Here is an 18,394-nt window from a genome sequence, read left to right as displayed (position 1 = left end):
CCTGTTCAGGAACCGGACGGACTCTGGAGGTTACGGATCAGTTGACCCAGCGTCTGGGCGATTTCCTCGGTCCGCCGCCGATCATGGCCCAGCTGCATCAGCCGGGTGCCGTCCCGCGGGTCGTAGATCCAGCACGCGGAAGCAGTCGGCTCGCAGCTCCATTCGACCATCGGGTTGACACCGTACACCTCCAGGGGCTCCGACTGACGAACCAGCCGGTTGCCCGGGTCCCGACGCAGCTCCTGAATCTGCAACACGCCGCCAGAGACACTGACCTGATACGAGATGTCCGCCGGCCGGTCCAACCGGACCACCGCCTGATCCACGCGCCAACCCGCCAGTTCCAGCAGACTGTTGAGGTGCAGCACCAGGGCCTCCCGGTCATTGTCGGTCAGGTACAGCTGACGCAGCTTGGCCAGTTCCTGATCCCCGGCAGGTTCAATCACCGCGATCTTCGCGGGCTGGCCGGCAGCGGCCACCGCCCCCTTCGCCGCGCCCGCCTTGCGGGCACGCTCGACATCGGTGATCAGGGCCAGCGCCTTCGGGTAATGGCTGCCCTCAGCCCCGGCCCGGGTCACATAGGTTTCCAGGGCCGCCTGAGCCTCGTTCAGGTGCCCGGCCTGGAACATCACCTGCCCCCGGTAAAAGTAGTAATCCACCGGTTTGTCGCCCTCAAGTTGCTGAAGGCGGTTCAGGAACTCCCCCGCCTCTCCCCAGTTGCCGGCGTTGACGGCTTCCTCGGCGGCCAGCATCAGGCGGCGCATTTCATGCTCCGGTGGTAGCGCCCGGGCCGGCATGGCCGACACAACCGCCAGCAGCAAGGCGACACGCGCCAACCGGTTCACCAGATGAGACAAGACTGCCATGGGATTACTCCTGCTGTTTGTCGGTGTCGAGGGTGGCCGGTTCGGGGTCGTCGTCCGCGTCCACCTCCGCCTGTTCCAGTATGCTCTTCGGCAGCTCCTTCTTGACCCGTACCCCCAGCTCGACAAAACGGTTGGCCTGGGAAATCAGGTTGCCGCGCCCGCGGGTCAGGGTGTTCATCGCCGCGTCGTAGGTACCATGGACGGTCTGTAGCTGGCTGCCCAGGCGCTCCATGGCCTCCACGAATACCCGAAGCTTGTCATAAACCGCGCCGGCCCGGTCCGCGATACGGCGGGCATTCTGGCTCTGACGCTCATAGCGCCAGATGTTCTCAATGGTCCGCAAGGTGGCCAGGAGGGTGGTCGGCGTTACTACGATAATCTTTCGCTCGAACGCTTCCGCGAAAAGGTTCTCGTCTTGCTGAAACGCCGCCACGAACGCCGGCTCAATGGGCATAAACAGCAGCACAAAATCGGGCGAACGGAGCCCGTTGAGCTGGCTGTAGTCCTTCTCGCTCAGCGTCCGGATGTGATTACGCACCGCCTCGACATGCCGTTTCAGGGCCTCCTCCCGGGTCGCCTCGTCCTCGGCGTTGACCCAGTCCTGATAGGCCAGCAGGGATACCTTGGAGTCGATGATCAGGTTGCGGCTGTCGGGCAGGTGCACCACCACATCCGGACGCAGCAGCTGGTTGTCGGCATCCCGGTAGCTGCCCTGGGTCTCGTACTCCACCCCTTTGCGCAACCCGGACCGCTCCAGCACCCGCTCCAGGATCAGCTCGCCCCAGTTGCCCTGGACCTTCTTGTCGCCCTTGAGCGCCCGGGTCAGGTTCGCAGCTTCCTCGGTGATCTGCCGGTTCAGCTCCTGCAGCGACTTGATCTCACTGCGCAACGCCTGCCGGTCCTGGGTTTCCGTGGTGTACACATCCTCCACGCGCTTGCGGAAATCCTGGAGCTGGTCCCGGAAGGGGGTCAGCAAGCTGTCGAGACTGGTCTTGGTCTGCTGGCTGAAGCGCTCGCTTTTCTGCTCGAAGATCCGGTTCGCCAGGTTCTCGAATTCCTGCTTCAGGGCATCCCGGTTGCGTTCCAGCAGTTCAAGCTTTTCCGCCGCCGACTTGCGCTCGCGCTCCAATACCACCTCGCGCTCCCGCAACGCCAGGGTCGCCGACTGCAACTGCGACGACAGCTCGTCCAGCCGGGCCTGCAGTTGTCGCCGCTCGCCTTCCGCCTGGTCCAGCCACTGCTGTTTGGCGCCAAGGTCGGATGTCAGGGCCGCCACCCGGTTCTCCGCCTCGTGGGCACGGGTCTGCCAGGCCCCGCGCCCACGTAGGGCGACGCTCAGGGCGACCGTCAGGGCCACGGCAGCCAGCGTCAGCAGTACCGTGAGGGTCACGGTGAGGTCGGGATGCGCCAGCACCCATTGGGTCAAAGCTTCAGGCACGCTCAATCACTCCTGCTCGTTCCATCGTCCAATACCATGTGCAAACATCCAGTTTACCGCATGCCCCGGGGCAATTGCCCGTGTTCCTCCGGACTCGACCCGGTCACTGCCACCCCCTCGACTGCTTGGCAATTTGGCGCGTGTTGGCGATCCACCGCTGGACGCGCCCCGTAATATCCACTAAAAGGGTAAAGAGTCCTTTCCGAAAACACGCATTACCTTTCATTAACCCTCGGAACGGGCGCAGTCACATCGGGCGGGAGCCGGTGGCCATGCTGAAAGAACTGTGGCGGAAACTGGGAGCGGAGCTGTGGCCGGGCAACCGGACGGGGCGCGCCGACTCGTTTGGCGCCAACGACCACGCCTACTCCGATTCCTTCCGGATTCTCCCCCACATCACCCACACTGGCGAATTTCATCTGGAACGGCTGTCCCAGGTTCTTCGGGCACGCTACGGTTACCCCCCGGAGGGCAGTACGCCGGCCCCGGGCAACGACTCGATACTCGGTCTGATCAGCTTCGCCGCCCGGATCCAGGATCAGGACGTGCAGCGGGAACTGCTGCTGTTCTACCTCAACTGTTCGCCGGTGATCCAGGAGTACCTGCGCGCGGAAACCGACCTGGGTGAAGGCCCCCTGCTGCCCCGCTAGACGCCGTTAACCAACTGTAAAGTCACTACACAGGTCGGTTAAGGTATACTCCCGTGCCAATTGTTTTTCCGTTTCGGGGCACAGACCACCCTGGCGTTTATCGGGTGTTTCTCGTCTGCCGGCTCAGGGGTATTTCATGGATCACAAACGTTCACGGGCTGGTTTTCCGTTCGCTTCCGCATGGCTTGTCGCCGGTGTCGCGCTGGCACTGGCCGGTTGCTCCTCCGACCGCTACTTCATGGTTCCCAAGCAGGACCTCCATGGGCTCAACGCCTCCCTTCAAAGCCAGCGAGCCACGCTGGTCACCATGGAAAACAACGCCTCGGTCCGCCATCAACAGCTGCTGGATCAGCAACAGGCCTCGACCCAGACCATTCTGGAGGCCATTGAGAAAAAAGTTGAGAAACCGGTCTGTCCACCGCCGGTCACCGTGCCCAGGGCCTGCCCGCCGCCGGACGACCGGGGCCGAGCGGACCGGCTCAAGGGCAAGGTGGTGGTCGGTGAGGTGGAGAAGTTCTACCTGGCCGAGGCTGGCCTGGTGTACACCGCGCGCATCGACAGTGGCGCGGAGACCTCATCCATCGATGCCCGCAACATCACCCGGTTCGAGCGCGACGGCAACAACTGGGTCCGCTTCGACGTGCCGGTGCCGGGCACGGACCGCTTCATTACCCTGGAGAAGGAAATCTCCCGGCGGGTCCGCATCGTCCAGGCCAGCGCCGACGAGTCCGAGCGGCGGGTGGTGGTGGAACTGCAGTTCGCCATCGGCGACCACAAGCAGGTGGCCGAATTCACCCTGGCCGACCGGTCGAATCTGACCTATGAAGTGCTGATCGGGCGTAACATCCTGCGGGATGTCATGCTGGTGGACGTCGGCAAGGAGTTCGCCACCGAACTGCCCAGAAACCTGATCAAGCGTAATGGAGGGGACTCTTGACCGCGCGCTCCCGCCTGCCTTTCTACATCGCCGTACTGCTGTTGATCAGCGCCGGCATCGCCCTGGCCATCTGGCGTCACGTCGAACTGGGCATTCCCTGGCTGACCGGCGAACAGCGGCCGGTCTGGATGATCGAGGCCCGGGTCGATTTCGAGGGCAAGGGCGAACCGGTGCAGGCCAGCCTCAATGTCCCCGAGGACCCACCCGGCTTTCTGATCATTTCCGAGCAGGCCGCGTCCCCCGGCTACGGTTTTTCCATTATCGAGAGTTCCGGCAGCCGGCGGGCAGAGTGGACCAAGCGCCAAGTGTGGGGCCCCCAGACGCTTTACTTCAAGGCCCAGTTCATTCCTACCGACCAGAATCCCCCGGCCCGGCCCGGCAAGCCGCCCAAGCCCCGGGAGGTGTTCTGGCAGGAGCCCGAGGCCACCGCGGTCCGGGAAATTCTGTCCCAGGCCCGGGAGCGCTCCAGTACCCCGGAGAGCCTGACCCGGGAGCTGATTCGCCTGATGCAGCCGGACACCCGCACCCAGAACACCACACTGCTGGTGGCCGACGACAACTACCTGCAGCTGCTGGTGGACATGCTCAATCACGCCGGCATTCCGGCCCGCACCGCCGACGGTCTGCGGCTGGAGGACGCCCGCCGGCGCCAACCCCTGATGTCGTTCCTGCAGATCTACAACGGCTCCGAATGGCTGACGTTCGACCCCAAAACCGCCGAACAGGGGGTGCCCGACAACCTGTTGCTGTGGCGCCAGGGTTCGGAATCGCTGCTCGACGTGGTCGGCGGCGACAATTCCGAGGTCAGCTTTTCCATGTTGCGGCAGACCATTCCGGCGCTGCAGCTGGCGGCCATGCAGTCGGACTCCAACGGGCTCGGTTTTCTCAGCCTCTACGAACTGCCGATCGAGGAGCAGAGCATGTTCCGCATGCTGTTGCTGCTGCCGCTGGGGGCGTTGGTGGTCGCCTTCATGCGCATGGTGGTGGGCATTCGCACCTCCGGTACTTTCATGCCGGTACTGATCGCCGTCGCCTTCGTGCAGACCTCGCTGGTTCCCGGCCTCATTGCCTTCCTGGCGGTGATCGCCATCGGCCTGCTGATGCGGGGCTACCTGTCGTCCCTCAACCTGCTGCTGGTGTCGAGAATCTCGGCGCTGATCATCCTGGTGATCTTCATTACCGCCGGACTGTCCATCATCGGCTACCAGATGGGGTTCAACACCGGCATGACGGTCACGTTCTTCCCCATGGTCATCATTGCCTGGACCATTGAGCGGATGTCCATCCTCTGGGAGGAGGAAGGGGTCCGAGAAGTCCTGGTCCAGGGCTCCGGCAGCCTGCTGGTGGCCATCTGCGCCTATCTGCTGATGAGCGCGCCTCTGTCCAAGCACCTCACCTTCAATTTCCCGGAGCTGCACCTGGTGGTGCTCGGGCTGATTCTGCTGATGGGACAGTACACCGGTTACAAGCTCACCGAGCTGCGCCGATTCTCCCCCATGAAGGCCTACGACTGACATGGACTGGATCTCGCCCCGACAACTCAGGCGGCTGGGCATGCTCAACATGAACCGGCGCAACGTCGATTACATTGCCCGGTACAACGAGCGCTCCGCCTACCCGCTGGTGGACAACAAACTGAAGACCAAGCTGGTGGTCGCGGAATATGGCGTCAGGACCCCACGACTGCTGCAGGTGGTACGCCAGCAGCATGAGATTTCCCACTTTCGGGAAATGGCCGAAGGGCTCGACGGTTTCGCCATCAAGCCGGCCAAGGGGTCCGGCGGCAAAGGCATCACCGTGATCACCGGGCGCGACGGCGACCACTACGTGAAAGCGTCCGGCGCCCGGGTGGATGCCGCTTTTCTCCAGCGCCATCTCACCAACATCCTGGCCGGCCTCTACTCCCTGGCCGGTACGCCCGACGTCGCCATTGTCGAGAGCCTGGTCCAGCCGGATCCCCTGCTCGCCCGTTACTCCCATCAGGGTGTTCCCGACATCCGCATCATCGTCTTTCAGGGGTATCCGGTCATGGCCATGCTCCGGCTGGCCACCACCGCCTCGGACGGCAAGGCCAACCTGCACCAGGGCGCGGTCGGCGTGGGTCTGGACCTGGGCACCGGGCGCAGCCTGAACGCGGTGCAGTTCAACCGCCCCATCACCCTGCACCCGGACACCGGTCTGGCCCTTGAGCACATCGAGATTGGCGCCTGGGAAGAAATGCTGGAGATGGCGGCCCGCTGTTACGAGGCCACGGGCTTGGGCTACATGGGCGTGGACCTGGTGGTCGATGCCCGGGAAGGCCCCATGCTGCTGGAACTCAACGCCCGGCCGGGGCTGGCCATCCAGATTGCCAACGGCCGAGGTCTGCTGCCCCGGCTGCAGACCATCGAGCGCCTCAAGCGTCCTCACTTCTCGCCGGCCGAACGCGCCCGCTTCGCCATGGACTCCTTCGCCAGCCTCTGATCCGCCTGCCGGGCACAAAAAGTGCCGGCATCCAGTCTTGCGCGCAAAACACGCAGGGCCTGAAACCGTAGATGGGACCGTAGGTTGATTCTTTTTGAGGGGGCTTACTGCCAAGCGTGGATATCTCAGGCGAGGTTGAACATTTCTCGCTAGAACGGTGGCGAAAGACGCCCCAGAATTGCAAGACACGGACGGTACGTGGTCTCCCTTCTGGCCCCCGTCCGGCATGCATCCCGACACCGGATCCCTTCAATAATGGCTGAGCCCATCGACATTCGCGCCGCCGACGGCTATCCCTTGGGTGGATTCGCCTGGCGCCGCCCCTGCGATCCACGACGCCCGCATCCGGTCGCGGTCATCAACGCGGCCACCTCGGTGCGCTGCCGGTACTACGCGCGCTTTGCCGACTGGCTCCACGGCCACGGATGGGACGTGGTGACCTACGACTACCGCGGCATCGGCGAATCGCGACACTGTGGGCTGCGTCGGCTCCAGGCCGACTGGATCGACTGGGGGCAGCACGATTTCGAGGGTGTGCTGCAGTACGTTACCTGGGGATTCCCCGGCCAGCCGATCGACGTGGTCGGCCACTCCGCCGGGGGCTTCGTGATCGGGCTGGCCGAGTCCGCGCACCGCGTGCGGCGCATCTTCACCATGGGGGCCCAGTACGCCTACTGGCGCGACTATGCGCCTGCCGCGCGCCGCGCCATGTTCCTGCGCTGGCACGTGGCCATGCCGTTGCTGGCGCGGGTGCTTGGCTACGTGCCGGCCAAGCGCCTGGGATGGATGGAGGACACGCCCAAGGGCGTGGCGCTGGACTGGGCGCGCATGGGTCCCCGCTTCGAGGGCACGGTACGCCGCGGCCGAGAGACGCAGGAAGGCGAGCCCGAAGCCGAGATGCTGGCGCGGCGCTTCGGCCAGGTGCGCGCACCGATCCTGGCACTGGGTATCGAGGACGATCCGTTCGGCACAGTCCCGGCGCTGGACCGCCTGCTAGACTACTACACCGGCAGCGAGCGCCATCACCTGCGCTTGGCCCCCGCGGCCATCGGGCAGGCCGAAATTGGCCATTTCGCCTTCTTCCACGAGCGCTTCCGCGAGGCGCTATGGCCCCTGGCGCTGGACTGGTTGCGTACCGGCGAGCCACCGACCCGCCCCCTCGGCGCACTGACGCATCGACCTGCGGACGATCCGCAAGCAACAGGAGGCACGACATGGCCGCGCGCCTGGTGGCGACGACGGCGGCGGCGCTACCAGGCGCGCTAAGCCGCCTGAGGTTCTGGATATTGGCTGCGGTACCGGGCGGGTTGCCGAAGCGCTGTCCATGGATCGGGCCGATCAGGTGGCGGGCGCCGCCATCATCCTCCGGCTGCGGAAGACGCGACCAATCGACCTGCTGCAGGTTGTTCATGGCTTTACCACCGCTCGTTACCTGCCAGCCAAAGCACGTAGCTCTTCCAGCCGGCAGGTTCGGCGAAGCGCGCGTAGGCCCGGATGGCATCGGGGTTGTCCTCGGGGACCAGCCAGCGCAGATGGACCCAGGCGCGTGATCGCCCGGTATCGGCGATGGCCATGATGAGCCGCTGCGCGAGTCGTTTCCCCCGTTCTGCGGGCAGAACGTACAGGTCGTCGAGTTGGCCCGACCGCCCTCCGGAGATCGCCTCGGGCAGGTCGAAGAACACCGCGAACGCGACGAGTTCGTCGCCGAGAAAGCCGCCCAGCACTTCCGCGATCGGATCGGCGATCAAGGCATCGGCCCGGGCCCGTGCGTCTGCTCCGGCACCTTGTCCGTGGCGCATTTCGTCACCGTAGGCGGCCAGCAGAGCGGCAAGCGCAACGGCGTCCTCGGCAACGAGCTGTCGAAGCGTCACACCGTCATTCGGCAGGGTGTGCTGATCGCGCGAGTGTGTGGCTTTCATGGAGGCGTATGCCGGCCCCGTTGCTCGGGTTTCGGGTCGGTTCGATCGTGATTCATCCGCATCGGCAAGCCCACCGCCAAGCCGAACGCCCCGAGCTCTCTCACTTTGCCACCATCGACGGCGGCAACGGTCAGGGTATCGACGAGTCCGCCGACTTCGAGACCGTGATCGTTCAGGTCATCACACAAGCGCTTGGCAAGCCAGTGGTCGCTACAGGCACCCATGGTGATATGCGGGATGAATGGAACGTCAAGACGCAGGTGTTCTGCCAGCACGCCCCTGTACAGATGGTCATGAAGCCGCGACAGATCGCTATAGCCTTCGTCTGGAACCAGGAACACGTAGGCGCTGTCAGTCTGGTGATCGGTGCCGAGCATCGCATATCGACAGGTGAAGCGAATTGGACGGGCCAGGTTGCTCGCCGCCTCGACATGCGACATGTACACGTCCTCGCGCACGTCGGTACAACCAAACGCCATTGTGAAGTGAGCGTTGACAACGGCAAACTGCGGATCGTATTCATGACGAAAGGCTTCGATCCAATGGCCGTCATGATCTGAGAGCACGGGGTAAGCAAGCGTGTAAAGCATGCTCACGGTGCGGCTAGGCTCCTGTCGCCTGAATTCCGGCTACCGTTCTGCGGCGGACATAGTTCACGCAGCCAGCCCCGCAGGTTGTCCAGCCGTCGGTCCTCGGACAGCGCCTCGGGATAGACGAGCCAAAAGCCGACACCCGCGCTCACGGGGTGATCGAAGACCGAAACCAGCCGCCCGAGCCGGACGGCGCTCTCGGCCAGTTCGCAGACGGCGATCGACACACCGACGCCGTCGGCCGCCGCCTGCATCGTCAGGCCGCCCGAATCCACGCGGGTCACGATAGCCGGCTCGAACGGCCCGCCGGGCAGGCTGTCCATCCAACGCCGCCAGCTGAGGCAATGCCGCGACACGAACAGGTTGGCGCGCGCGACCTGCTTGAGGCGTTCCCGGCGCGAGCCGGTGGTAAAGCCCGGGCGCGCGTACAGATCGATGGTGGCCTCGAACAACAGGTCGGCCTGCAGGCCGGCCCACTGGCCGTCGCCATACCAGATGCCGGCATCGGCCACGCCGGCCGCCAGATCCACGCCATCCTGTGTGGTGGAAATCTCCAGGGAGAAGCCTCGCCGCTCGAACGGATACAGACTCAGGCGGGGCGACAGCCAGTTGGTCGCGAACGTCGGCAACATATTGACACGCAAAGGCCCGCCGTGCCGCTCCTCGCGCAAGCTGCCCACGCTCTCGGCGATCAGGGCGAAACCCTCGTTGAGGCCGGGCGCCAGGCGACGACCGGCGCTGGTCAGTTCCAGCCGCATGCCCACGCGGCGCAGCAGCTCGACGCCGAGCATGTCCTCCAGCGTGCGCAACTGGTGGCTGACCGCCGAGGGCGTGACCGCCAGCTCCAGGGCCGCGTCCTTGATCGAGAGATGGCGCGCGGCGGCCTCAAAGGCTTGCAAAGCGTTTAACGAAACAGGTATGCGCATTGAGGATATACCCTCCTCGGAATCATTCGACGTTCGCAGGTTCATTAAACATGAAATCATCGCTATTGCATGCATCGTCGCGCGGACCAAATCTCACCAACAACTTAGATTTGCTCAATTGCTACAACCGCGAACAGGCCGCAAACTGAATCCAACTGCAATCCACGTGATGGTGCCTACCATGCTCAATTCCCTTGACGACAACGACGGTTTGATCTGGCTCGATGGCGAGCTGCTGCCCTGGCGCCAGGCTCGCCTACATGTACTTACACATTCTCTGCACATGGGGGGTGCCGTCTTCGAGGGTATGCGCGCCTATGACGGACATGTCTTTTTAAATATAGAACACCTGGAACGATTGCAGCGGTCCGCCACGATGTTGGGCTATCACCTGCCGTGGTCGCGAGACGAACTAACAAAGGCCATTGAGGCAGTTCTGTGGGCCAACCAGCTCGACAATGCTTACATCCGGCCATTGGCATGGCGCGGTGCGGAAAGCGTTTCCATCGCCTCGCCGCGCGCCCGCATCCACGTGGCCATCGCGGCCTGGGACTGGCCCACGGCAGCATCCCAGGGCCGCGCCGAGGACGGCATCCGGCTGCACCTGGCGAGTTGGCGGCGCCCCCGTCCCGACACCGCGCCTACCGCGGCCAAGTGCTCGGGGCTGTACATGATCGGCACTCTCGCGCGCCATGCCGCCGCCGCGGCGGGCTGCGACGACGCGCTGCTGCTCGACAGCGAAGGCCGGGTCGCCGAGACCACGGCGACCAACCTGTTGATGGTCCGCGACGGGGTGCTGGTGACCCCATTGCCGACCTGCTTCCTCGACGGCATCACCAAGCGGCACGTGATGGGACTGGCTCGCCAGCGCGGGCTGCGGGTCGAGGAGCGGACAGTGACGCTGGAGGAACTACGCGCCGCCTCCGAGGTATTCACCGCGGGCACCTCGGTCGAACTGCAGCCGGTGGTTGCGCTGGTCGAGGATGCGGTGACCACCGAATGGCCAGTGGGGCCGGTGACTCGGCAAATGATTCGGGACTTTCGCGCGTCCGTGACCGAAGCGAGCAAGATCAGCCGGGCCCTGCGGGAACGGGAGACCGGATTGTTGGAGCGGCGCCCCTGGCCCGCTCGCGTCGCCGACTTGCAGACGACCTAACGCGCGATGGACAGGTGCGCAAGCGGCCGCGCAATGGGGCAGGTGCCATGCTCTGTCGTGTGGTTACGACGTTTATCAGAGAACGACGCAATTGCGAGGCAAAATTTGCCGTGTCAGAGGATTCGAGCGTGGAGATAGTAGCGTGCAGCACGGGAAGCTCCGGTGAAATCGCGAAGGCGCCACCTGACCACTGGGCCCTGGCACCCGGCAATTTGTCAGAGCTCGGCAATCCGAACCTTCGCTCGTAAGCTTCCTGGTCAGTAAAGCTCACTCCAGACATCCAGCACTCCACTATGACAAGCCATCAGATCATTCGCCTCTTGATGCTACCCGGTATAGGGGGTTCCGGCCCGGGACATTGGCAGACGCTTTGGGCATCTCGCCAAATCGGATGCCGGCGATTCCAGCCTGCCGACTGGGACAGGCCGGATCTGGCCGACTGGCTGCAGGCGCTGGATGAGGCGATCGGCGAGTGCGCCGCTCCCGTCGTCCTGGTGGCGCACAGCCTTTCGTGCCTGCTCGTCGCGCACTGGGCATTGCGGCCGGGAATCGGAGAAGACCTCCCGCATCGGATCGCCCAGGTCCGGGGCGCCTTCCTCGTTGCCGTCCCGGACCCCGGCGCGCCGGTGTTTCCGGTCGAGGCGCGCGCGTTCGGCCCGGCACCGACCGGGCCCTTGCCGTTCCCTGCACTGGTGGTCGCCAGCAGCGACGACCCCTATGGCTCGCTGGAGCACGCCCGGCGCATGGCCATGGGCTGGGCCGCGGGATGCGTGGAGGTCGGCGCACTTGGGCACATCAATGCCGCCAGCGGCGTGGGCGCCTGGGACACCGGCTGGCATCTGCTGCAGGCGTTCGGTGCGGGGCTGCGCCTCCAGATGCCGGCATCGACGACGCAGCGTTCTGCCACCGCGTCACCGCGGCCCTGAGCAGCGGCGGGCGCTGTATGGCGAACCAAGCCTGACCTACGACCCGGCGCGTGGCACGGTGATCTGCGGCCAGGCCATCGTCAGGACCATCGAATCGACGATGTACAACAAGACACTCGACTTGTCTGTGCTCTGACGGAGTCCCCAAATGAATGCATCGAGCGCGATCCTGGGCTTCACGCTGACGGCGCTGCTGCTCACCCTGACCCCCGGCCTGGACACGGCGTTGGTACTTCGTACGGCCGCCGTGCAAGGGGGGCGCAAGGCGATGGGAGCGGGCGTGGGCATCGTGACTGGCGTGCTGATCTGGGGGCTGGTCGCGGCGCTCGGGCTCGGAGCCGTGCTCGCGGTCTCCCGACTCGCCTACACCCTGCTGCAGATCGTAGGCGCGGCCTATCTGCTCTGGCTCGGCTGGAAGCTGTTTTCGGGCGCGCTCAGGAGCCGGCCGACACCGCCCGCCGACGCTCCGCCGCTCGTGCGTGGCGAGCGCTGGTTCCTGCGCGGCCTGCTGACGAATCTGCTCAATCCCAAGGTCGGGGTGTTCTATGTGAGCCTTTTGCCACAGTTCGTTCCCGCCGACGTGCCGGTGGTCGGGTTTAGCGTGCTGCTGGCTGGCATCCACGCTGTGATGGGACTGCTCTGGTTCGCCGCACTGGTGCTGGCCACGCGTCCCCTGGGCCGCTGGCTGCGCCGGCCCAGGGTGATGCGCTCGCTCGATACGGTGACCGGCCTGGCACTGATGGGGTTTGGCCTGCGGCTGGTCCTGTCCAAGCCGACGAGCTGAGGCGCGAACGGCATGGACATCTGAACCTGAGGTATCGGACTTAGGCGCAGTCCATAGGAATGCCAGGCTAGAGTCATCGTCAAACAAAAACCGGGGCGTACGCCCCGGTTCCGGCTCCTGGCGTGACTCGCCTCAAAGCTCGCCGCGGGCGATCAGCAGCCGACGCTCGTGGCTCAGCCCCTTGAGCAGGCCCCAGGTCATGACCAGCAGAATCGCGGTAAACGGCAGACCGGCACTGATGGCGGTCGCCTGGATCGCGCCCAGGGCATCGGCCCCACCACCGAAGATCAGCGCCGCGGCGATGGCCCCTTCCATCACCGCCCAGAACACCCGCTGAGCGGTGGGTGCGTCGGTCTTGCCACCGGCGGTGATGCTGTCGATCACCAGTGATCCCGAGTCCGACGAGGTCACAAAGAACACCAGCACCAGGATGATACCCACGAACGAGATGATGCCGGTCAGCGGCAGGTTGGCGAACATCTGGAACATCGCCAGGGAGACATCGGTCAGACCGTCGCTGGCTAGCGCGCCGATCCCATCCTGAATCTGCTCCAGCGCGGTGCCACCGAAGCTGCTCATCCACACCGCGGTGATCACGGTCGGGATCAGCAGCACCGCGGTGATGAACTCCCGCACGGTGCGCCCCCTGGAAACCCGGGCGATGAACATGCCCACGAACGGTGACCAGGAGATCCACCAGGCCCAATAGAACACGGTCCAGCCCTGGAACCAGGCTTCATCCTCGCGTCCGAAGGGATTGCTGAGCGGCAGGATATTGGCGACATAGCTGGAGGACGTCACCCACAGGGTCTCCAGAATGCTCATGGTCGGGCCGGCGAAGATGATGAAGAGCAGCAGCAGCGCCGCCATGCCCATGTTGATGTTGCTGAGCACCTTGACACCGCCGTCCAGCCCCCGCAGCACGGAAAGCAGCGCCACCGACGTTACCGCCACGATGATCGCCATCTGGACATTGATGCCGGCCCCCACGCCAAACAGATAGTCGAGGCCGGACGCCGCCTGCTGGGCACCGAACCCAAGCGAGGTCGCCAGCCCGAAAATGGTGGCGACCACCGCCAGCACATCAATGATGTGGCCCGGCCAGCCCCAGACCCAATCCCGCAACAGCGGGAAAAACGCCGACCGGATGGTCAGCGGCATGTTCTTGTTGAAGGCGAAGAATGCCAGAGACAGAGCGACGATGGCGTAAATTGCCCAGGGATGCAGGCCCCAGTGGTACATGGTGGCCCCCATCGCCAGGTCCGCCGCAGCCGGGGTGTTGGGCTCGACGTTGAACGGCGTTTTGTACCAGCCCGTGTAATAGGCCGTCGGTTCCGCCACCGCCCAGAACATCAACCCGATCCCCATGCCGGCGGCGAACAACATGGCGAACCAGGATAACGTGGAAAACTCCGGTGTCGCATCCTGCCCCCCCAGCCGGATCTTGCCCACTGGCAGGAAGATCAGGGCCAGGCACACCACCACGAAAATGTTGGCGCTGATCAGGAAAAACCAGTCAAAGCGGGCGATGATGTCCCACTTCATGCCGTCCAGAAGTTCCTTGGCCTGGCCGGGAAACATGAGCGTCCCGATGACAAACGCGACCACAATCAGGGCCGATACCGGGAACACCCAGTTATGCAGGTCCAGGCCCAGTATGTTGATGTTGTCCTGGCCAGCCACGTAATCCGTCTGATACTCGTCTTTCACTACCTCGCCCACGTTTGGCGCCTCCTGGTCTGGAAATTCATGTCAGAAACGGAGTTCCGTCATTACAAGCCGGTTATGTTAATGATTTGAACTCAAAACATCAAAAACACCCGGAACGCCCCATTTGCCCGAACGGCCGCCGCCATCTATATACTGTTTGCCCGACAGGACACCGCGCCATCACCCCAACGAGGATCCCCATGGAGAAAACCACCCCCTTTCCCCTGCGCTACTCCGCCTATGCCCTCAGCATTGCCGGCTTGCTCATCTCCCTGCCCGTCACCCTGTGGCTGGGGCACGGCTACCTGGTGCCCGTCGCCTTCGGTGCCCTGACCGCCCTGGGCACCTACGACCTGCTCCAGCCGCACCATACCGTCCGGCGCAACTATCCGATCATGGCGAACTTTCGCTACCTGTTTGAATCCATCGGGCCGGAGATCCGCCAATACTTCATCCAGTCGGACACCGAGGAGCGCCCCTTCTCCCGGGAGCAGCGCACCGTGGTCTACCAACGGGCCAAGGACATCCTCGACAAGCGCCCGTTCGGCTCCCAGTTGCCGATGTACGAGGAAGGTTTCGAATGGATGAACCATTCCCTGACCCCCACCCGGCTCGACCACAGCGACTTTCGGATCGACATCGGCAAGCGGTGCGAAAAGCCCTACAGCGCCAGCGTCTTCAACATCTCCGCCATGAGCTTCGGGGCCCTGTCCGCCAACGCCATCCTGAGCCTGAACACCGGCGCCCGCATGGGCGGCTTCTACCACGACACCGGCGAGGGGTCGATCTCCCGCTACCACCGGGAACCCGGCGGCGACCTGGTGTGGGAGATCGGCTCCGGCTACTTCGGCTGCCGCCATCCGGATGGCCGCTTCAGTGAGGAACGCTTCCGCGCCAACGCCACGCTGGACCCAGTCAAAATGATAGAGGTCAAACTATCCCAGGGCGCCAAACCCGGCCACGGCGGCATCCTGCCCGGGGCCAAAGTCACCCCTGAAATCGCCGAAGCCCGGGGGGTGCCGGTGGGCGAAGACTGCGTGTCACCCTCCAGTCATTCCGCCTTTTCCACCCCGATTGAGCTGCTGGAGTTTCTGGACCACCTGAGGGAGCTGTCCGGCGGCAAACCCGTGGGCTTCAAGCTCGCCATCGGTCACCCCTGGGAGTGGTTCGCCATCGTCAAGGCCATGCTCGAAACCGGCCGTAAACCCGACTTCATCGTGGTCGATGGGGGCGAGGGCGGCACCGGCGCGGCACCGCTGGAATTCATCAACCGCCTCGGCATGCCGCTGACCGAAGCGCTGCTGCTGGTGCACAACACCCTGGTGGGCGCCGGGCTCCGGGAAGACATCGCCCTCGGTGCCGCCGGTAAGATCACCTCCGCCTTCGACATCGCCCGCACCCTGGCGTTGGGAGCCGACTGGTGCAACGCCGCGCGCGGCTATATGTTCGCCCTGGGCTGCATCCAGGCTCTGAACTGCCACACTGGCCGCTGCCCCAGCGGCGTGGCCACCCAGGACCCGAGGCGCGGCAACAAGCTGGACGTTGGCCTGAAAAGCCAGCGCGTCTACAACTTTCACCGGAACACCCTGGAGGCCCTGAAAAACCTGCTGGAAGCCTCCGGCTTGAACCACCCATCCGAACTCGGACCGGAACACGTCATCCGCCGGATCTCCAAAACCGAGGTCCGCTCCTATCTCGACATTTTCCCGTTCCTGGAACCCGGAGACCTGCTCGGGGAGGCCGACACCGGCCTGCCGGCGTTCGACAAGTACTGGAAAGAGGCGAAGGCAGACACCTTCGAGCCCCCCGAATTCATCCGCAAACTGCGAGAGACCAAGCTGAGATAGACCGGAGGCCGGAAAACGAAAAAGGCTGTTTATTTTTACGATCGGCTGGTGTAGACTTCGCTCCCGCTAAGCCACTGAGATAAACCCCTTTTCCTGGTGGCCTGCGTGTTAACGGGGCGTAGCGCAGTCTGGTAGCGCACCTGTATGGGGTGCAGGTGGTCGCAGGTTCAAATCCTGCCGTCCCGACCATATTCCCAAACAACAAGGCCCGGCGTCGAAAGACCCGGGCCTTGTTGTTTTCGGACCACAGCCATCGGCCAAAATCCTCACTGGCTTGCAACGCTGGCTGCCCCTCCCGGAGTCCCGGGGTCGCCATGACCGGCGGCGGAGCCGTCCCCCCCATTCCGGGTGATGACGAAGAATTCATGCCGTTTCCGGGATGGTTTCGCGGGGTGCCCTCAGACAGCGACCGCCATGCCCCTCTGGGCCCAGGGCCGCTCATTGATGGGCAGATGGATGAGCGCCGACAGGGCTCCCACGCCCACACCGATCCACCACACCAGGGTGTAGTCCCGGTAGATGTCATACAGGGCGCCCCCCAGCCAGACGCCCAGGAAGCCCCCCAGCTGGTGCGAAAAGAACACCACCCCGTACAGCGTGCCCATGTAGCGCAGACCGTAGATGTGCGCCACCAGGCCCGATGTCAGGGGCACCGTGGCCAGCCAAAGCGAGCCCATGGCGATGGAAAACAGCACCACGCTCTCCGGCGTGATCGGCGTCAGAATGAACGCACCGGCCACCAGGGTACGCAGCAGATAGACCGTCGCCAGCAGATATTTCCGGGAGTACCGGTTGCCCAGCCAGCCGGCCATCAACGTGCCGCCAATGTTGAACAGCCCGATGAGCGCGATGGAGACGGCCCCCAGCCCGGACGCCGAGGTCACCCCCAGTAGGTAAACCAGACTGTCCGGCGTGACCGGGCCGCACATTTCGGTGATGAAGGCCGGAAAATGGGCGGTGATGAACGCCAGCTGGTAACCGCAGGAGAAGAAACCGATGAAGATACACGCGAAAGACGGATCCCTCAGTGCCCGTCGGACGACGGTGCCCATGGATTCATCCCCGCCCGCAGTGGGCTCAGCCCTGGGGGCCCGGATAAACAGCACCGCCAGCATGGACACCAGAATGAAACCGGCGAACGCGAGGAACACCGACTGCCAGGGCATCTGGCTCATCAGTACCTGGGCAACCGGCGGCCCCACGATCTGGCCGGCAGAGCCCGCCGCCGTGGCGATCCCCAGTGCCATGGAACGGTGCCTGGCCGGTGTGGCACGGCCGACCACCGCCAGGACAACGCCAAAGCCCGTGCCGGCAATACCGAACCCTACCAGGATCTCAAGCCACTGGTGCTGGCCGGGGGTGGTGGCGTAGGCCGACAGTAACAGCCCGACAATGTAGCAGGCACCGCCGACGAGAATGGCCTTGCGATCCCCATACCGCTCCGCGAAGGCACCGAACATCGGCTGGCCGATGCCCCAGAACAGGTTCTGTAGGGCAATCGCCAGGGAAAAGGCTTCCCTCGGCCAGGCAAACTCCAGGGCAATCGGAAGCTGAAAGAGCCCGAACGACGCCCGTACCGCGAAACTGACCAGAATAATGACGCAACCGGCGATCAGGACAGGGCTGATCAGACGGTCATGGGCGCCCGACAGAAGCTTAGCCACACACGCATCCTCCCATAACAGGGACTGTACACCGGTTCGCCGTGGCACCGGTGATTTTTTACCGGGCCCGGCCGAGGCGTATCAGAACAGCTTGCGTCCGTTGGGTACCGGTGTGTCCGGCGACACCAGCGTCACCGCGCCATCCTCGGTCTGGACGCCGGTCACCAGGCACTCGGAAAGGAACGGGCCAATCTGTTTCGGCGGAAAGTTGGTGACCGCCAGCACCTGCTTGCCCAGCAGCGACTCACGGTCGTACAAATCGGTGATCTGGGCGCTGGACTTGCGCACGCCAAGCTCGGGGCCAAAGTCCACTTTCAGTTTGTAGGCCGGCTTGCGAGCCTCCGGAAACGCCTGCACATCCACGATGGTGCCGACCCGCAACTCGACTTTCTCGAAATCTTCCCAGCTGATCATACCCGAGTGTCCTCCAGGGGATTGGTCATCAACACGGCCGGTACGGCCGCGACATCCGCCGTAGTCTAGCGCAACGGCGCCCCCCTGGCAGCGCCAGGCCCCAT

At 64.3% G+C, this 18,394-nt stretch carries 18 protein-coding genes and 1 tRNA gene; 11 read left to right on the top strand and 8 right to left on the bottom strand.

What is annotated here, in order from left to right:
* Positions 1 to 5 precede the first annotated feature (5 nt).
* Entirely contained in the window at positions 6 to 866 is an 861-nt protein-coding gene (locus tag BTO32_RS09155; RefSeq protein WP_076724330.1) for a hypothetical protein, read from the bottom strand.
* Between the two features lie 4 nt (positions 867 to 870).
* The gene (locus BTO32_RS09150) at positions 871 to 2,304 is read right to left on the bottom strand and encodes a DNA recombination protein RmuC (RefSeq protein ID WP_076724329.1); all 1,434 of its coding nucleotides are present in this window, start codon (positions 2,302 to 2,304) and stop codon (positions 871 to 873) included.
* A gap of 272 nt (positions 2,305 to 2,576) precedes the next feature.
* Between BTO32_RS09150 and BTO32_RS09145 the strand changes: the two genes are divergently transcribed.
* The 5 genes from BTO32_RS09145 to BTO32_RS09125 all read left to right on the top strand — a co-directional run bounded on the left by BTO32_RS09145 (position 2,577) and on the right by BTO32_RS09125 (position 7,620).
* A complete protein-coding gene (locus tag BTO32_RS09145; RefSeq protein WP_076724328.1) occupies positions 2,577 to 2,954 on the top strand; it encodes a hypothetical protein in 378 nt (125 codons plus the stop codon).
* A gap of 136 nt (positions 2,955 to 3,090) precedes the next feature.
* On the top strand, positions 3,091 to 3,891 hold the full coding sequence (locus tag BTO32_RS09140; protein ID WP_076724327.1) for an ATP-dependent zinc protease family protein: 801 nt from the start codon (positions 3,091 to 3,093) through the stop codon (positions 3,889 to 3,891).
* Positions 3,888 to 5,405 (top strand): inactive transglutaminase family protein, encoded by a 1,518-nt coding sequence (locus BTO32_RS09135; RefSeq protein ID WP_076724326.1) that lies wholly within the window; start codon positions 3,888 to 3,890, stop codon positions 5,403 to 5,405. Before BTO32_RS09140 ends, BTO32_RS09135 begins: the two co-directional genes overlap by 4 nt.
* Position 5,406: 1 nt before the next feature.
* Positions 5,407 to 6,354, top strand: a complete 948-nt coding sequence (locus tag BTO32_RS09130) for an alpha-L-glutamate ligase-like protein (RefSeq protein ID WP_076724325.1) — start codon at positions 5,407 to 5,409, stop codon at positions 6,352 to 6,354.
* Between the two features lie 255 nt (positions 6,355 to 6,609).
* On the top strand, positions 6,610 to 7,620 hold the full coding sequence (locus BTO32_RS09125; protein WP_076724324.1) for an alpha/beta hydrolase family protein: 1,011 nt from the start codon (positions 6,610 to 6,612) through the stop codon (positions 7,618 to 7,620).
* Positions 7,621 to 7,769: 149 nt separating this feature from the next.
* Here the strand turns inward: BTO32_RS09125 and BTO32_RS09120 are convergent, their stop codons facing one another.
* The 3 genes from BTO32_RS09120 to BTO32_RS09110 are packed head-to-tail and all read right to left on the bottom strand — an operon-like array spanning position 7,770 to position 9,789.
* Positions 7,770 to 8,273 carry a GNAT family N-acetyltransferase gene (locus BTO32_RS09120; protein WP_076724323.1) on the bottom strand — a complete coding sequence of 168 codons (504 nt, stop codon included), beginning with the start codon at positions 8,271 to 8,273 and terminating at the stop codon, positions 7,770 to 7,772.
* Entirely contained in the window at positions 8,270 to 8,863 is a 594-nt protein-coding gene (locus tag BTO32_RS09115) for a 2'-5' RNA ligase family protein (RefSeq protein WP_076724322.1), read from the bottom strand. Before BTO32_RS09115 ends, BTO32_RS09120 begins: the two co-directional genes overlap by 4 nt.
* 2 nt (positions 8,864 to 8,865) lie before the next feature.
* Entirely contained in the window at positions 8,866 to 9,789 is a 924-nt protein-coding gene (locus BTO32_RS09110) for a LysR substrate-binding domain-containing protein (RefSeq protein ID WP_076724321.1), read from the bottom strand.
* Between BTO32_RS09110 and BTO32_RS09105 the strand changes: the two genes are divergently transcribed.
* From BTO32_RS09105 to BTO32_RS09090, 4 genes are all read left to right on the top strand, one after another.
* Positions 9,782 to 10,945 carry a branched-chain amino acid transaminase gene (locus tag BTO32_RS09105; protein WP_245820309.1) on the top strand — a complete coding sequence of 388 codons (1,164 nt, stop codon included), beginning with the start codon at positions 9,782 to 9,784 and terminating at the stop codon, positions 10,943 to 10,945. The genes BTO32_RS09110 and BTO32_RS09105 overlap by 8 nt on opposite strands.
* Positions 10,946 to 11,238: 293 nt before the next feature.
* Positions 11,239 to 11,871, top strand: coding sequence for an RBBP9/YdeN family alpha/beta hydrolase (locus BTO32_RS09100; protein ID WP_076724319.1), 633 nt, complete (start codon positions 11,239 to 11,241; stop codon positions 11,869 to 11,871).
* A complete protein-coding gene (locus BTO32_RS18255; RefSeq protein ID WP_217697017.1) occupies positions 11,801 to 12,007 on the top strand; it encodes a DUF1737 domain-containing protein in 207 nt (68 codons plus the stop codon). Before BTO32_RS09100 ends, BTO32_RS18255 begins: the two co-directional genes overlap by 71 nt.
* A 12-nt stretch (positions 12,008 to 12,019) precedes the next feature.
* Positions 12,020 to 12,655, top strand: coding sequence for a LysE family translocator (locus BTO32_RS09090; RefSeq protein ID WP_076724318.1), 636 nt, complete (start codon positions 12,020 to 12,022; stop codon positions 12,653 to 12,655).
* Positions 12,656 to 12,787: 132 nt separating this feature from the next.
* On the opposite strand, the gene BTO32_RS09085 is transcribed toward BTO32_RS09090, so the two are convergent.
* Positions 12,788 to 14,377 (bottom strand): BCCT family transporter, encoded by a 1,590-nt coding sequence (locus BTO32_RS09085; protein WP_076724317.1) that lies wholly within the window; start codon positions 14,375 to 14,377, stop codon positions 12,788 to 12,790.
* Positions 14,378 to 14,565: 188 nt separating this feature from the next.
* Between BTO32_RS09085 and BTO32_RS09080 the strand changes: the two genes are divergently transcribed.
* Both BTO32_RS09080 and BTO32_RS09075 read left to right on the top strand, forming a co-directional pair.
* Complete coding sequence (locus tag BTO32_RS09080; RefSeq protein ID WP_076724316.1) at positions 14,566 to 16,212, top strand: FMN-binding glutamate synthase family protein; 1,647 nt, start codon at positions 14,566 to 14,568, stop codon at positions 16,210 to 16,212.
* A gap of 112 nt (positions 16,213 to 16,324) precedes the next feature.
* Positions 16,325 to 16,401, top strand: a tRNA-Pro gene (locus BTO32_RS09075).
* Between the two features lie 209 nt (positions 16,402 to 16,610).
* Here BTO32_RS09075 and BTO32_RS09070 read toward each other — a convergent pair.
* Positions 16,611 to 17,876, bottom strand: a complete 1,266-nt coding sequence (locus BTO32_RS09070) for an MFS transporter (RefSeq protein ID WP_076724315.1) — start codon at positions 17,874 to 17,876, stop codon at positions 16,611 to 16,613.
* An 81-nt stretch (positions 17,877 to 17,957) separates the two neighbouring features.
* Positions 17,958 to 18,290: a tRNA-binding protein gene (locus BTO32_RS09065; RefSeq protein ID WP_076724314.1), complete on the bottom strand. Its 333-nt coding sequence runs from the start codon at positions 18,288 to 18,290 to the stop codon at positions 17,958 to 17,960.
* Positions 18,291 to 18,394 lie beyond the last annotated feature (104 nt).

Source organism: Marinobacter lutaoensis (assembly GCF_001981305.1).
GTDB lineage: Bacteria > Pseudomonadota > Gammaproteobacteria > Pseudomonadales > Oleiphilaceae > Marinobacter > Marinobacter lutaoensis.
The sequence above is the reverse complement of the archived record's forward strand: the minus strand, read 5'-3'. Positions and strand labels throughout refer to the sequence as shown.

What these genes read in the sequence shown, in the direction of transcription:
- BTO32_RS09155 (WP_076724330.1), bottom strand. Translation starts at nt 866, where the DNA reads ATGGCAGTCTTGTCTCATCTGGTGAACCGGTTGGCGCGTGTCGCCTTG.
- BTO32_RS09145 (WP_076724328.1), top strand. Translation starts at nt 2,577, where the DNA reads ATGCTGAAAGAACTGTGGCGGAAACTGGGAGCGGAGCTGTGGCCGGGC.
- BTO32_RS09140 (WP_076724327.1), top strand. Translation starts at nt 3,091, where the DNA reads ATGGATCACAAACGTTCACGGGCTGGTTTTCCGTTCGCTTCCGCATGG.
- BTO32_RS09130 (WP_076724325.1), top strand. Translation starts at nt 5,407, where the DNA reads ATGGACTGGATCTCGCCCCGACAACTCAGGCGGCTGGGCATGCTCAAC.
- BTO32_RS09125 (WP_076724324.1), top strand. Translation starts at nt 6,610, where the DNA reads ATGGCTGAGCCCATCGACATTCGCGCCGCCGACGGCTATCCCTTGGGT.
- BTO32_RS09120 (WP_076724323.1), bottom strand. Translation starts at nt 8,273, where the DNA reads ATGAAAGCCACACACTCGCGCGATCAGCACACCCTGCCGAATGACGGT.
- BTO32_RS09115 (WP_076724322.1), bottom strand. Translation starts at nt 8,863, where the DNA reads ATGCTTTACACGCTTGCTTACCCCGTGCTCTCAGATCATGACGGCCAT.
- BTO32_RS09105 (WP_245820309.1), top strand. Translation starts at nt 9,782, where the DNA reads ATGCGCATTGAGGATATACCCTCCTCGGAATCATTCGACGTTCGCAGG.
- BTO32_RS09110 (WP_076724321.1), bottom strand. Translation starts at nt 9,789, where the DNA reads ATGCGCATACCTGTTTCGTTAAACGCTTTGCAAGCCTTTGAGGCCGCC.
- BTO32_RS09100 (WP_076724319.1), top strand. Translation starts at nt 11,239, where the DNA reads ATGACAAGCCATCAGATCATTCGCCTCTTGATGCTACCCGGTATAGGG.
- BTO32_RS09090 (WP_076724318.1), top strand. Translation starts at nt 12,020, where the DNA reads ATGAATGCATCGAGCGCGATCCTGGGCTTCACGCTGACGGCGCTGCTG.
- BTO32_RS09080 (WP_076724316.1), top strand. Translation starts at nt 14,566, where the DNA reads ATGGAGAAAACCACCCCCTTTCCCCTGCGCTACTCCGCCTATGCCCTC.
- BTO32_RS09065 (WP_076724314.1), bottom strand. Translation starts at nt 18,290, where the DNA reads ATGATCAGCTGGGAAGATTTCGAGAAAGTCGAGTTGCGGGTCGGCACC.